This window comes from Fuscibacter oryzae, assembly GCF_016765795.1.
GTDB classification, from domain to species: Bacteria; Pseudomonadota; Alphaproteobacteria; order Rhodobacterales; family Rhodobacteraceae; genus Fuscibacter; species Fuscibacter oryzae.
In genome coordinates this window covers 436,273-449,530 of record NZ_JAESVP010000003.1, presented here as the reverse complement: position 1 = coordinate 449,530, position 13,258 = coordinate 436,273, and the positions used below count along the sequence as shown (strand labels likewise).

Annotated in this window: 11 protein-coding genes; all 11 read right to left on the bottom strand. The window is 62.9% G+C overall.

Annotated features, from left to right (window positions below):
* Positions 1 to 153: 153 nt before the first annotated feature.
* Complete coding sequence (pgi, locus tag JI744_RS08180) at positions 154 to 1,761, bottom strand: glucose-6-phosphate isomerase (RefSeq protein WP_202659331.1); 1,608 nt, start codon at positions 1,759 to 1,761, stop codon at positions 154 to 156.
* Position 1,762: 1 nt separating this feature from the next.
* Positions 1,763 to 2,434 carry a 6-phosphogluconolactonase gene (pgl, locus tag JI744_RS08175; protein ID WP_202659329.1) on the bottom strand — a complete coding sequence of 224 codons (672 nt, stop codon included), beginning with the start codon at positions 2,432 to 2,434 and terminating at the stop codon, positions 1,763 to 1,765.
* Positions 2,434 to 3,891: a glucose-6-phosphate dehydrogenase gene (gene zwf / locus JI744_RS08170; protein WP_202659327.1), complete on the bottom strand. Its 1,458-nt coding sequence runs from the start codon at positions 3,889 to 3,891 to the stop codon at positions 2,434 to 2,436. The genes pgl and zwf overlap by 1 nt, the downstream gene beginning before the upstream one ends.
* 107 nt (positions 3,892 to 3,998) lie before the next feature.
* Positions 3,999 to 4,685, bottom strand: coding sequence for an MgtC/SapB family protein (locus tag JI744_RS08165; protein WP_202659325.1), 687 nt, complete (start codon positions 4,683 to 4,685; stop codon positions 3,999 to 4,001).
* Positions 4,686 to 4,760: 75 nt separating this feature from the next.
* Complete coding sequence (locus JI744_RS08160; protein WP_202659323.1) at positions 4,761 to 5,345, bottom strand: HNH endonuclease; 585 nt, start codon at positions 5,343 to 5,345, stop codon at positions 4,761 to 4,763.
* A gap of 203 nt (positions 5,346 to 5,548) precedes the next feature.
* Positions 5,549 to 6,334, bottom strand: a complete 786-nt coding sequence (locus tag JI744_RS08155) for an FAD binding domain-containing protein (RefSeq protein ID WP_202659321.1) — start codon at positions 6,332 to 6,334, stop codon at positions 5,549 to 5,551.
* 16 nt (positions 6,335 to 6,350) lie between these two features.
* Positions 6,351 to 8,729, bottom strand: coding sequence for a xanthine dehydrogenase family protein molybdopterin-binding subunit (locus JI744_RS08150; protein WP_202659319.1), 2,379 nt, complete (start codon positions 8,727 to 8,729; stop codon positions 6,351 to 6,353).
* Between the two features lie 9 nt (positions 8,730 to 8,738).
* On the bottom strand, positions 8,739 to 9,215 hold the full coding sequence (locus JI744_RS08145; RefSeq protein ID WP_202659317.1) for a (2Fe-2S)-binding protein: 477 nt from the start codon (positions 9,213 to 9,215) through the stop codon (positions 8,739 to 8,741).
* Positions 9,216 to 9,253: 38 nt separating this feature from the next.
* Complete coding sequence (locus tag JI744_RS08140) at positions 9,254 to 9,790, bottom strand: CoxG family protein (RefSeq protein WP_202659315.1); 537 nt, start codon at positions 9,788 to 9,790, stop codon at positions 9,254 to 9,256.
* Between the two features lie 75 nt (positions 9,791 to 9,865).
* Positions 9,866 to 12,061, bottom strand: a complete 2,196-nt coding sequence (locus tag JI744_RS08135) for a PAS domain-containing hybrid sensor histidine kinase/response regulator (RefSeq protein ID WP_202659313.1) — start codon at positions 12,059 to 12,061, stop codon at positions 9,866 to 9,868.
* Positions 12,058 to 13,221, bottom strand: a complete 1,164-nt coding sequence (locus JI744_RS08130) for an FIST N-terminal domain-containing protein (RefSeq protein ID WP_202659303.1) — start codon at positions 13,219 to 13,221, stop codon at positions 12,058 to 12,060. Before JI744_RS08130 ends, JI744_RS08135 begins: the two co-directional genes overlap by 4 nt.
* Positions 13,222 to 13,258 lie beyond the last annotated feature (37 nt).

Genomic DNA, 13,258 nt, shown 5'->3' with positions numbered 1-13,258 from the left:
AAAAGTCCCATGTGGATCACTCCGTTGCCCCCGCCACTCACCGCGTTGGGGGAAGGTTCACATGGCTCAGTTCTCAGTGAAAATTATGCGCCTAACCGGCTCAGTTCCGGGTGAAAATCAACAGCCGCTCCATTCGGGGCGCGGCCATTTTCCTTACGGCTTGAGATAGGCGACGAGGGCGGCGGTGGAGCCGTCTTTGCCGGTGGTATCGGCCTTGCCTTCCAGCACTGGTTGCAGCGCCAGCGCCAGTTCCTTGCCCAGTTCAACGCCCCATTGGTCATAGGAATTGATGCCAAGGATCACGCCTTCGACGAACACGCGATGTTCGTACAGTGCGATGATCTGGCCCAACGTGAAGGGCGTCAGTTTCGGATAGGCCAGCGTGGTGGTCGGGCGGTTGCCGGGGAACACGCGATGGCGGGCCTGACGTTCCAGTTCGGCCCCAGTGGCACCCTTTTTCGCCATGATGGCGCGGGCTTCATCAAGGCTGCGGCCCCGCAGCAGCGCCTCGGACTGCGCAAGGCAGTTCGAAACGAGCAAAAGGTGCTGGTGGGCGAGGTCAGGCTCGTGGCCTTCCTTGGCGACAAGAAATTCGCAGGGCACGACGCGGGTACCTTGGTGGATCAGCTGGTAAAAGGCGTGCTGGCCGTTGGTGCCGGGCTCACCCCAGACCACGGGGCCGGAGTTCACCACCAGCGGGCTGCCATCGACTGCCACGGCCTTGCCGTTTGATTCCATCTCCAGCTGTTGCAGATAGGCGGGCAGGCGCGACAGGCGCTGATCATAGGGCAGGACGGCGCGGGTGGCGTAACCGCAGATCTGGTTGTGCCAGATGCCGACAAGAGCCAGCATCACCGCCGGGTTTTCTTCGAATGGCGCCCAAAGGAAGCGTTCATCCATGTCGCGGCCACCGGCGAGGAAATCGTCAAACCCCTCTGGTCCCACGGCGATCATCAGCGACAGGCCAATTGGCCCCCACATCGAATAACGCCCGCCAACCCAATCTTCGAACCCGAAGACGCGTGCAGGATCAATGCCATAGGCGGCAGTCTTATCGGCAGCGGTCGAAACGGCGGCAAATTGCGCGCCGGGGTTTTTGACCTTTTCCGCCATCCAGCGTTTCGCCGTATCGGCGTTGGTCATGGTTTCAATCGTGGTGAAAGTTTTTGAGGCCACGATGACAAGCGTGGTTTCGGGGTTCAGGCCCTTCAGCGTGTCATGCACATGTGCGCCATCGACGTTCGAGACGTAATGCACGCGCGGCCCAAAATGATAGGGCGCCAGCGCCAGCGTGGCCATCGCAGGCCCAAGGTCGGACCCGCCGATGCCGATGTTCACCACATCGGTGATGCGACCGCCCTGCCCCGTGAAATGGCCGTCGCGCACATGGCGGGCAAATTCGGCCATGCGGGCGCGGATGGCGCGGACCTCTGGCAGCACATCCTTGCCGTCAACCGTGATCACCTCGCCCTCGGGTGCACGCAGGGCGACGTGCAGCACGGCGCGGCCTTCGGTATCGTTGATCTTTTCGCCCGCAAACATGGCAGCGCGCTTTTCGGCAACGCCCGAAACCTCGGCCAGTTTGATCAGCAGGTCGCGGCCTTTGGCGTCGATATTGGTCTTGGAATAGTCAAACAGCATCGCCCCGGCGCGGGCCGCAAAGTCATGGGCGCGATTGGGATCGGCGGCGAACAGGTCAAGGATATGCCGCTCTGCCACCTTTGCGTGGTGGTCTTTCAGGTTTTGCCATTTGTCGGTCATGTCACTCTGCCCAATGCACGGTTGCCAGATCTAGAAGCGCGCGGATCGGCGCCTCTTCGGGGGGAAGGGTTTGCGCGCGTTCAAGGGCCGCGCGTTTTTCGGGGCCGGTGATCAGCACATGAATGTTCATCGCGCTGCGCAGGGCCGGAACCGTCAGCGTCACGCGCGGTTCCACCGCAGCCTCGGCGCGCATCGGCAGCAAGATCGGCGCGCTGGAGGACAGCGCATCAGTCAGACGATCAGCGCCGGGAAACAGGCTGGCGGTGTGCATGTCATTGCCCATGCCGAGCAGAAGGACCGAGATCGGCAGATGCGGGCGGATGCCATCGGCAAGCGCGTCCAGCATCTCCTCGGGCGTCTGCGCCGGCGCATAAAGCGGCACAAGACACGCCTGATTGGCCTTACCGCGGATCAGGCGGCTGCGCAGCAGCGCGGTGTTCGAACGGTCGGATGTTTCGGGCACCCAGCGTTCATCGTTCAGGAAGACCGACACATTGGGCCAGTCGAGATCGACCCCTGACAGCGTGTCGAAAATCGGCCCCGGCGTGGTGCCGCCCGGCACGCACAAGGATGCGCGGCCATCGCGGCGCAGGAAATCCGCCAACTGGCTGGCAATGTCATTGGCCAGCGACAGGAACATCAGTTCCCGGTCAGGATATTCGCGGAATTCCATCAGCGGATGTCCCGCCAGCGGCGCCCGTCGCGGTGCATAAGCATCAGCGCATCCTCTGGCCCAGACGATCCCGCATCGTATAGCTGCGGGCGGTCGCCCCGCGCTTCCCAGCCCTGGATGATCGGGTCGGCCCAGGCCCAGGCGGCCTCAACCTCATCGCCGCGCATGAACAGGGTCTGATTGCCGCGGATCACATCCATGATCAGGCGTTCATAGGCATCGGGCACGTCATTCGCCTCGGACCCCAAGGCATCGGCGAACGACATATCCAGCGGCACTTGGGTAAGGCGCATGCCGCCCGGACCCGGTTCCTTGATCATCACCATCATCTCCATCCCCTCATTCGGTTGAAGGCGGATAACCAGCACGTTTTCGCGCCAGCCGGTGTGATCATCAAAGATCGAATGCGGCGGCTCACGGAAGGTGATTGCGATTTCCGAAGACCGCGCGCGCAGTTTCTTGCCGGTGCGCAGGTAGAAAGGCGTGCCCTTCCAGCGCCAGTTCGAAATGTTCACCTTCAGCGCGATATAGCTTTCGGTCCGCGTCTCGGGGTTTTCAGAATGGACGGCATAGCTGTCGCCACCCTTGTCGATGGTGGCGCGATACTGGCCGCGCACGATGTCTTCGGGCTTTACCGCATCCAGCGCGCGAATGACCTTCAGCTTTTCGTCGCGTACGGCGTTCGGGTCAAAGTGATAGGGCGGTTCCATCGCGATCAGGCACAAAAGCTGCATCATATGGTTCTGCACCATATCGCGCATCGCGCCCGATTTGTCGTAATAGGCGCCCCTGCCCGCCACATCCACCGTTTCTGCCACGGTGATCTGCACATGGTCGATGTATTCGGCCTTCCAGATCGGCTCGAACAGGATGTTGGCGAACCGCACGGCCATCAGGTTCTGGACGGTTTCTTTCCCAAGATAATGGTCAATCCGGTAGATCTGGCTTTCCTTGAAATGCTGCGCCAGCACCTCGTTCAGCGCGCGGGCCGAGGCGAGGTCACGCCCGAACGGCTTTTCCACCACGATGCGGCTTTCGCCATCGGCCACGCCATGCAGGTGCAGGCGTTCGGCGATGTCGCCAAACAAGGCCGGGGCCACCGAGAAATAAAACGCGCGCACCATACCGGGGCGCATCATCGCCTTCAGGGCCGGCCATCCGCCCTCGCCCTTGGCGTCAATCGTGACATAGCCTATCTGGCCAAGGAAAGCGGAGATGACCGCTTCGTCCTGCTTGGGCTTGGGCACGAATTCGGCAATCGACTCGCGAACCGACTGACGAAACGCCTCTTCGGTCAGATCGGCGCGCGCGGCACCGATGATACGGCTGTCGGCGGTCATCTGGCCCGACAGGAATCGCAGATACAGGCCCGGCAAAATCTTGCGGCGGGCAAGGTCTCCGGTGCCGCCAAAGATCACCAGATCAAAGGGATCGACGGGTATGACGCGGACGGCCATGACTTCCTCGCTGCTTGCGCGCTGTTAGCGCTAACGCGGGTTTTCTAGCGCCCCGACGCTTCCAAGTCTAGCACTGCTTGTAGGGTCGGGGGAAGGCGCTGGCGGTTTCAGTCCTCAACCGCCGTCCAGCGCAACCGGCGGATGCCCGGTTCGGTGGCAAGGCGCTGCACAGTTTGTTCTATCATGGTCTCGGCAAAGCCCTCTGCGCTGATGGTAACCGCAAGCTCAATCGAGCCGTCACCTGGTTGCGCCGCGATTTCAGAGATGTGCAGACCGCCCACCGTCAAGCCATGCAGCAGTTTTGCCCGCATCACAGCCTCGTTCGCAGGTTCGGTGGTCAGGATCACACGATAGCCCTTGATCATCGGCACCCCGGCATTGGTGTGCCGTTTCAGCCATTTGACCAAGGGCCGCAGCCCCAGATTGATAAAAACCACCAGCGCCGTGACCACCAGCGCATAGGGCCAGCGGCCAATTCCGGCGACCACGCCAATCGCCGCCGAACACCACAGCGTCGCCGCCGTGTTCAGGCCATGCACGTTGAACCCGTCACGAAAGATGATACCCGCGCCCAGAAAGCCGATGCCCGACACCACCTGCGCCGCAACGCGCGTGGGCGAGGCGTCATTGGGCACCAGTTGCGAGAACGTGACAAAAGCCGCAGCCCCCAGCGCCACCAGCGCATTGGTGCGCAAGCCCGCCATCCGCTGCCGCACCTGACGTTCCGACCCGATCAGCGCCCCGCAGGCCACCGCCACCGCCATGTTGATCGTCGCGGCCCCCAGTTCAACCATGTCACACCCCCTGTTTCGGGGAACAGAACCACGGGCCGAGCGTAATGTGAAGGATTTGTAACGATTATATGACTATCAGGCGTCCAACTCGGCATCCCAATACAGATAATCCATCCAGCTTTCGTGCAGATGGTTCGGCGGAAAGCGGCGGCCATGGGCCTGCATCTCTTCCGGGCTGGGCGGACGCGGCGGGCGTTTCAACTGCATCCCCACTTGCCGCAGGGTCTTTGACCCCTTTTTCAGGTTGCAGGGCGAACAGGCCGCCACCACGTTTTCCCAAGAGGTGATGCCACCGCGCGACCGGGGCAGCACATGATCAAAGGTCAGATCCCCCTTTGAACCGCAATACTGGCAGCAGAATTCGTCCCTCAGAAAAAGATTGAAGCGCGTGAATGCCACGCGCTTCTGAGGTCTTACAAATTCTTTCAGCACGACAACCGAGGGGATGCGGAATTCATGCCTTTGGCTTCGCACCACATGATCGTATTCGGCGACGATCTGCACCCGGTCCAGCACGGCGGCCTTGATCGCATCCTGCCACGGCCAGAGGCTGAGGGGATAGTAACTGAGCGGCCGGTAATCGGCGTTCAGCACCAGCGCGGGAAACTGTTTCAACCCCGCCGGGTCACGCACAAACTGAGTTCTGAAATCGCCGTCCATTCCGTAGGGGACTCCGCCTTCGCCTCATGCCTTGGCATCAGGGCGGGGGTCCGCCCCGGATGCCTTGACTATATCTGGGGATCAACGGGTGGCAACCCCCCCGTATCTGCCCCCTTGTATCCAGTATAGTTTGGCGGATTCGGGTGACGGGTCAATGACAAAGGCCCCAAAGCTGCTTTGGGGCCTTCGCAATCGCATATCTATCAGGCAGCGGTCACCGCCCGCGCGGTCAGAACCTTGACCAGATTGGCGCGGTATTCCGCCGTGCCATGCAGGTCGCTGATCATGTTGCCCGCATCCACCGAAAGGCCCGAAATCGCAGCGGCCGAGAAGTTGGCCGACAGCGCCTTTTCGGCTTCGGTCCAGCGGAACACACCGTCATTGGACGCGCCCGTCACCGCAACCCGAACGCCACCCGCGAATTTCGCCACGAAAACCCCGGTCAGGGCAAAACGGCTGGCGGGCTGTTCGAACTTTACATAGGCCGCCTTTTCCGGGATCGGGAAGATGACCTTGGTGATGATCTCACCCTCATCCAGCGCAGTGGCAAACAGACCCTGAAAGTAATCATCCGCCGCAATCTCGCGCCGGTCGGTCACGATGGTGGCACCAGAGGCCAGCGCGCCACTGGGATAGCAGGCTGCCGGGTCATTGTTGGCAAGGCTGCCGCCAACGGTGCCGCGGTTCCTGACCTGCGGGTCGCCGATGCCGCCCGCCAGTTTTGCCAGCGCCGGATAGGTCGTCGCCACCTCCCGGGCCACGGTGGCATGAGAGGTTGCAGCCCCGATATGAAGGCCACCGTCGCCCTGACACACGCCTTTCATCTCGGCGATGCCGGTCAGGCTGACCAAGGTTTCCGCCCCGGCAAGCCCCTGTTTCATGGTGGCAATGAGCGTTTGCCCCCCCGAGAGCGCCTGCGCATCGCCCGAGTTCAGCGCCTTGACAGCCTCGGCGATGGTCGCCGGTTTCACAAAGTCGAAATTCTGCATGGCTTTCCCCTCGACCTTAACCGTTGATCGCCTGCCACACCCGACCGGGTGAGACGGGCATGTTGATATGGGTGACATGGGTCATCCCACCCCGGTGCAGCGCGTCGATCACCGCATTCACCACAGCGGGCGGCGAACCGATGGCCCCGGCCTCGCCACAGCCCTTCACGCCCAGCGGGTTGTGGGTGCAAGGCGTCTGGCAGGAATAGTCCACGTTGTAGAACGGCACGTCGCTGGCGCGCGGCATGGCGTAATCCATGAACGAGCCGGTCAAAAGCTGGCCGTTTTCGTCATAGGTCGTGTTTTCCAACAGGGCCTGCCCGATCCCCTGCCCCACACCGCCATGCACCTGACCTTCCACGATCATCGGGTTCATGATGTTGCCGAAATCGTCGGCGCAGTGGAAGGCGACCACATCCACCTTGCCAGTGTCGGGGTCCAGCTCTACCTCGCAGATATAGGCACCGGCGGGATAGGTGAAGTTCGCCGGGTCGTAGAAGGCGGTTTCCTCCAGCCCCGGTTCCAGCGTTTCCAAGGGGTAGTTGTGCGGCACATAGGCCGAAAAGGCGATTTCGCCAAAGGTCTTGGCCTTGTCGGTGCCGGCGACACTGAACTTGCCATCCTCAAACGTGATGTCGCCCTCGGATGCCTCCAGCATATGGGCGGCGATCTTCTTGCCCTTGGCCACGATCTTGTCGATGGCCTTGTTCATCGCCACACCGCACACGGCCAAGGAGCGGGAGCCGTAAGACCCCATCCCGAACGGAATTTTCGAGGTGTCGCCGTGGACGATTTCCACCGACGATTCCGGCACGCCCAGCCGTTCGGCCACGATCTGGGGAAACACGGTTTCATGCCCCTGCCCGTGGCTGTGCGCCCCGACCATCACCGAAATATTGCCGGTGGCATTCACCCTCACCGTTGCAGCGTCATACAGACCGACACGGCTGCCCAGCACGCCCACAAGGTGAGAGGGCGCGATGCCACAAGCCTCGATCCAGGTGGAAAGGCCCATCCCCCGCAAGCGCCCCTTGGCTTTCGACGCCGCAGCGCGTTTGTCGAACCCGGCGACATCGGCCATCTCGATCGCCTTGGCCAGCGTCGCCTGATAGTTGCCGGTGTCATAGGCAAGGCCAACGGGCGTGGTGTAGGGGAACATATCGGGCGTGATAAAGTTCTTCCGCCGCACCTCGAACTGATCCAGCCCCAGCTCTCGGCACATCTTGTCGATCACACGCTCAAGGCTAAAGGTTGCCTCGGGCCGGCCCGCGCCGCGATAGGCATCGACGGGCGCGGTGTTGGTGAAGATGGTTTTCACGTTCACATAGACATGCGGCACCTTGTAGGGCCCGGCCATCAGCGTGCCGTGCAAAAAGGTGGGCGTCGCGGTTGAAAAGTTCGACAGATAGGCGCCCACGTTGGCATAGGTTTCGGTGCGGAAGGCCAGGAAGGTGCCGTCCTTTTCGCAGGCCAGTTCGATCTTGGTCACATGGTCGCGGCCATGGGCGTCAGACAGGAACGACTCGCTGCGTTCCGCCGTCCAGCGCACGGCGCGGCCCAGCTTCTTGGCGGCGGCCAGAACCAGCGCCTCCTCGCCATAGTGATAGATCTTTGACCCAAAGCCGCCGCCCACATCGGGGGCCACCACGGTCAGCTTGTTTTCCGGGATACCCATGACGAAGGCCGCAACCAGAAGGCGCGTCAGATGCGGGTTCTGGCTGGTGGTGGTCAGCTTGTAATCGCCGGTGCCGGGGAAATATTCGCCGATGCTGGCGCGAGGTTCCATGGCGTTCGGGACAAGGCGGTTGTTTACCAGTTCCAGCGTGGTGATATGCGGGGCCGATTTGAACACGGCGTCCACAGCCGCGCGGTTATCCTCGATCCAGCCCCAGTCGAAACAGATGTTGTCAGGGATTTCATCATGCACGCGGTTGCTGGCATCCGCCGCAGCCGCCTTCATGTCGATTATGGCGGGCAGTTCGTCGATCACCGCATCATCGGCAATCTGCTGCGCCGCCGCCTTGGCCTGCTCATAAGTTTCCGCGATCACCGCCGCATAGGCATCGCCCACATGGCGCACCTTGCCATGGGCCAGAACCGGGCGCTTCGGCTCGCGCATCGGTTCGCCATTGCGCGACTTGATCAGCCAGCCCGCCGGGTTGCCGCCGACATCCTTGAAATCCTCGCCCGTGAAAACCGCCAGAACCCCCGGCATCGCAGCCGCGGCCGAGGTGTCGATGGACACGATCTTTCCATGCGCCACGTTCGACCGCACCATGACCGCATGGGCCTGGCCATGGATCGACAGGTCATCGGTATACTGCCCCCGCCCCGTCAGGAAGCGGACATCTTCGCGGCGCTTAGAGGACGCGCCAATCCCGTAATCCTTCGGCATCATATCCCCCTATTCCGCAGCGACGGTCTGGCCAGAGGCGGTCAGCACCGCCTTGACGATGTTGTGATACCCGGTGCAGCGGCAAATGTTGCCTTCCAGCCCGTGGCGCACCTCTGCCTCGGTCGGGTGCGGGTTATCGGCCAGAAGGGCTGCCGAGGTCATCACCATGCCCGGCGTGCAAAAGCCGCATTGCAGCCCGTGGCAATCCTGAAACGCCTGCTGGATCACCGACAGGCTGCCATCGGCATTGGCCATACCCTCGATCGTCGTCACATTGGCGCCCGCCGCGTCGGCGGCAAAGATCGAGCAGGATTTCACCGCCTTGCCATCGATATGAACGGTGCAAGCCCCGCATTGCGAGGTGTCGCAGCCCACATGGGTGCCGGTCAGATGAAGGGTTTCGCGCAGGAACTGCACCAAAAGCGTGCGGCCCTCTACCTCGCCCGAAACGGCCTTGCCGTTCACGGTCATCGAGAGTTTCGTCATGGGTTCTCCTCCCTTGGAATCGTCCTGGGTTCTGGGGTTCAGCCGCCGATCAGACGCTTGAACCAGCCCTTCTTCGTTTCTTCCTCTGCGGGTTCCCCCTCGTCAGAGGTAACCTCCACCACCTCCTCTGGTGCGGGGCCTTCGACAGTCTGCTGGAACCTTGCAAAGAAATCATCAGCAAGTTTCTTGGCAAAGCCATCAATGATGCGGCTGCCCAGTTGCGCGATCTTGCCGCCAACCGAGGCGTCAACCTCATATGTCAGGCGGGTGCCTTCGGGAATCGGTTCCAAAGCCACCTTCGCGCCGCCCTTGGCAAAGCCCGCAGGCCCGCCCTTGCCCTCGCCCGAGATGGTCAGCGACTTGCCTTCGATAATATCGGAAAAGGTCACGACGCCGGTAAAACGCGCCTTCACCGGCCCGACCTTTTGCACCACCGCCGCCTCGAACCCGTCGGCCACGCTGCCTGTCAGGCTTTCGCAGCCGGGAATACACTCCTTCAGCACATCGGGGTTCAGGATCGCCTGCCATACGGCCAAGGGTGCGGCCTTGATGTCGCGACTGTCACTAAGCTGCATGGTGTCTCCTCCGTTGGTGAAAGACTATGCGCGCGCGACGTTGCGCCGCTATGCTTCCTTGGTCGTAGGGGCCGGTTACAGGCCGGCCAGAAAGGCGCGCAACGCCTCGGGCGAGACGGGTTTTTCCAAGACCGGCACGCCCGCTTCGGCGGCGGCGCGGCGCAGGGTGGAATCGCGGCTGGCGGTGATCAGCCGGGTCGGCAATATGCCATGATCGGCGCGGAAAGCGGCAATCAAGTCAAGCCCGGTCATATCACTTTCCAGTTGATGGTCGATCAGCAGCGCGTCAGGCAGAATGCCCAGATCGGCCAACAGAGACTGCGCCTCTGCGGCATCGGCGGCCTCGATCACCTCTGCCCCCCATTGCTCCATCACCAGGGTCAGGGCGCGGCGCAGTTCGGCGTCGTTTTCCACCAGCAGCACGATCCGCCCGGCGGCAGAAGCCTGATCCAGTTGGGCCGGGCGGTGGGTCACCTCTGGCTGGGCGGCGGCATCGGCCAAGGGCAGTTGCACCATGAAGACCGTGCCCCGCCCCATCCGCGACCACAGGGCCAGCGGGTGGTTGAGCAGCGTGCAGGCGCGTTCGACGATAGCCAGCCCCAGACCCATGCCCTCGCTGGCCGAAGCGCGGCCGTCGATGCGGTGAAATTCCTTGAAAATGGCCTCCTGCTCTTCGTCAGGGATGCCGGGGCCTGAATCCCACACCTCCAGCCGCAGGCGGGTGCCGCGCGGTCGGGCGGCGACCAGCACGCCCCCCTTGTCGGTATAGCGGATGGCATTGCCGATCAGGTTTTGCAAAATACGCCGCAGATAGCCCGCGTCCGACAGCACCACCGCATCGCTGGCCCGCACCGTCAGCCGCAGCCCCTTGGCCAGTGCGATGGGGGCGAATTCTTCGGCAAGTTGGCGCAACAGCCGCCCCACCGGCACCGGTCCCACCGACAGCGCCGCCCGCCCGCTTTCCAGCCGAGAGATGTCCAAAAGCTGCGCCAGAATCGCCTCGACCGAGACCAGCGCATTCTGCGCCTTGCCCAGAGTTTCGGCCACCGGCGCGCTGACCCCTTCGGGCGGAATGGCCGACAGGAACAGCTTGGCCGCCGACAGGGGTTGCAGCAGGTCATGGCTGGCGGCGGCAACAAAGCGCGACCGGCTGGCATTGGCCCGTTCCGCCCGCCCCAGCGCATCGGCAAGGTCCAGCGTGCGTTCCGCCACCCGCACCTCCAGCGTTTCCTTGGCGCGCGACAGGTCTTCTTGGGCGCGGCGTTCGGTGGTGATGTCGGTAAAGCTCATCACAAAGCCACGGTCGGGCATTTCCTGCGCAAAGACGGTCAGGATCAGCCCGGCATCATGGCGCAGGTCAAAGGTCAGCGGCGGGCGGCTGTGGCGGCCATCGGCCCAGGTCAGCATCCGCGCCTCGGTCATGCCCTGCCCCATGCGGAACCCGGCGCGCAGGCGCAGCATGATCTGTTCGAACGCGGTTCCGACCCGCAGCCGCACCACCGGAATAGCCAGCAAGGCCCCCAGCCGCGCATTCCAGCCGACCAGTTGCGCCTCTCGGTCAAAAATCGCCACGCCCTGATCAATATGGTCCAGCGTGGCGCGCAAAAGGCGTTCCTGATCGTCCAGAATCCGGCCCATCTCTTGCCGTTCCAACCGGATCAGGTCGGTCACATCGGTTTGCAGCACCACCGTGCCACCATCGGCGGTGCGATGTTCGCTGACCTGCACCCAATGGTCGAAATCCATCCGCACGTTAAAGCTGACATGGCGCTCTTCATGCCGCCGCTTGCGCCCGATTGACCAGCTTTCGGGCGTTTCCCCCTCTGCCAGCGCCAGATGCGCCGAATGGGCGCACAGATCGACATAGCCATCAAAGGTCAGGCCCGGCAGCAGCCGCGACCGGATGTCCGGCATGTGCATGCCAAAGCGCGAGTTGCACATGACCAGAACGTCATTGGCGTCAAACAGCGCAAAGCCCTCTTGCACGGTTTCAATCGCGCTGGCCAAGTTCTGACGGGCCTGTTCGGTCTGGCGGTTGGCGTCGTGCAGCGCGGCATTGGTTTCGTTCAACAGGTCCAGCGCGCGCGACAGCTCTCGCGTCCGCTCTCTCACCTGATCTTCCAGCAATGCCGCGCGCTCGAACTGAGCATAGGCGATGCCGCCGTCATCGGTGATCTGTTCCACCCGCCGCATCAGAACGCGGGCGATGGTCAGCAGCTTTTCCTCGCGCCGCTCTGGCGGGTCGGCGGGGTTGATCAGCCCTTCGATCATGGCAGGGCTTCTGGTGGATAAAGCGCCACCCCGGTCATGGTCTGGTTGACGTGCATTGAATTCAACTGTTCGCCATAGGTTGAAAATCCCACCACCCCATGGTCGCGCAGTACGGTGGAAAGCGCGCCGTATTTCTGCTTTTCCAGCGCCTCGAACCGGCGAAGGATGCAATCGCAGGCAAGAATGGATGGCATCTGCCCGCCTTCGCGCAGCGCACCAAGTTCGCGCGACAGATGGTCTACCATATCGGCCGGTTCGGCCAGCGTCAGCACCACGCCCTCATCAATTGCCGAAAAGAACACGAGGTCACCGTTGGGCAGCACCTGCTGGATGGCGCGGACATGATGCGCCCCGCCAATCCGCACCACCACCGGATGGGCGGCAAAGGTAAAGGCGGTCAGTTGCGCGGGGTCTTTGCCCAACAGCCGGGCATATTCCTGCGCCGCCGGCTCGGCATTGATGCGGCGCACGATGCGGCGGGCCGGGTCGGCCTCGGTCACCACCATGCGGATCTGGGTCGGCTGCAAATGGTCCAGCGAGAACACCTTGACCCGCGCCGCCGTGCGCACCAGCGTCAGGATCGCCGCGTTCTGCAACAGCCGGTTGCCATACATCACAAAGGTGGACCGGAACCGCGCGCCATCCCCCGCCGATCCGCCAAACAGCGGCACCGGCCCCAGACCCTGCGCCAGAATCGGCGCCAGCGTCTCTTCCCGGACAGAAAGACCATCGACCATCAGAAAGGCGAACTCGCCCTCCCATTCCGGCCATTGCCGGGCTTGTGCCTGCCGCGCGCGGATCAACTGGCCAATCAGCGCATCGGGTTGCAGGCGGTCCAGCCCCTCGATCAACAGCGGGGTTGCGGCAAAGATGCTGGCGGGCAAGCCCACCGCGACAATCTCGTCCTCGACATAACCGGCGGCGGAAATCTCACCAGCCGTGGTGCAGCCCAGCACTGGCATGTCGGGGCGGCTTTCGCTGATCTCACGCGCCAGACGCGGCAGGCACTCGGCCGAGGATGAGAACAGGAACAGCGCAGCCAGCGGCACCGCGCCCAGTTCGGCCAGCAAAACTGCGGCTGGCGTCGGATGATCGGTGCCAACCGAGGCGCGGCGCAACAGCGCCTGCCCGGCCCAAGCCAAAGCTGTGCCCCCCTGCATTCTGCCCGTCCTCCCGGCTGGGAAGGCTAACGAAGCC

Excerpts from the sequence above, each read along its gene's own strand:
- JI744_RS08130 (WP_202659303.1), bottom strand. The coding sequence starts at position 13,221 with ATGCAGGGGGGCACAGCTTTGGCTTGGGCCGGGCAGGCGCTGTTGCGC.
- JI744_RS08160 (WP_202659323.1), bottom strand. The coding sequence starts at position 5,345 with ATGGACGGCGATTTCAGAACTCAGTTTGTGCGTGACCCGGCGGGGTTG.
- JI744_RS08135 (WP_202659313.1), bottom strand. The coding sequence starts at position 12,061 with ATGATCGAAGGGCTGATCAACCCCGCCGACCCGCCAGAGCGGCGCGAG.
- JI744_RS08155 (WP_202659321.1), bottom strand. The coding sequence starts at position 6,334 with ATGCAGAATTTCGACTTTGTGAAACCGGCGACCATCGCCGAGGCTGTC.
- pgi (WP_202659331.1), bottom strand. The coding sequence starts at position 1,761 with ATGACCGACAAATGGCAAAACCTGAAAGACCACCACGCAAAGGTGGCA.
- JI744_RS08150 (WP_202659319.1), bottom strand. The coding sequence starts at position 8,729 with ATGCCGAAGGATTACGGGATTGGCGCGTCCTCTAAGCGCCGCGAAGAT.
- JI744_RS08140 (WP_202659315.1), bottom strand. The coding sequence starts at position 9,790 with ATGCAGCTTAGTGACAGTCGCGACATCAAGGCCGCACCCTTGGCCGTA.
- zwf (WP_202659327.1), bottom strand. The coding sequence starts at position 3,891 with ATGGCCGTCCGCGTCATACCCGTCGATCCCTTTGATCTGGTGATCTTT.
- JI744_RS08165 (WP_202659325.1), bottom strand. The coding sequence starts at position 4,685 with ATGGTTGAACTGGGGGCCGCGACGATCAACATGGCGGTGGCGGTGGCC.
- pgl (WP_202659329.1), bottom strand. The coding sequence starts at position 2,434 with ATGGAATTCCGCGAATATCCTGACCGGGAACTGATGTTCCTGTCGCTG.
- JI744_RS08145 (WP_202659317.1), bottom strand. The coding sequence starts at position 9,215 with ATGACGAAACTCTCGATGACCGTGAACGGCAAGGCCGTTTCGGGCGAG.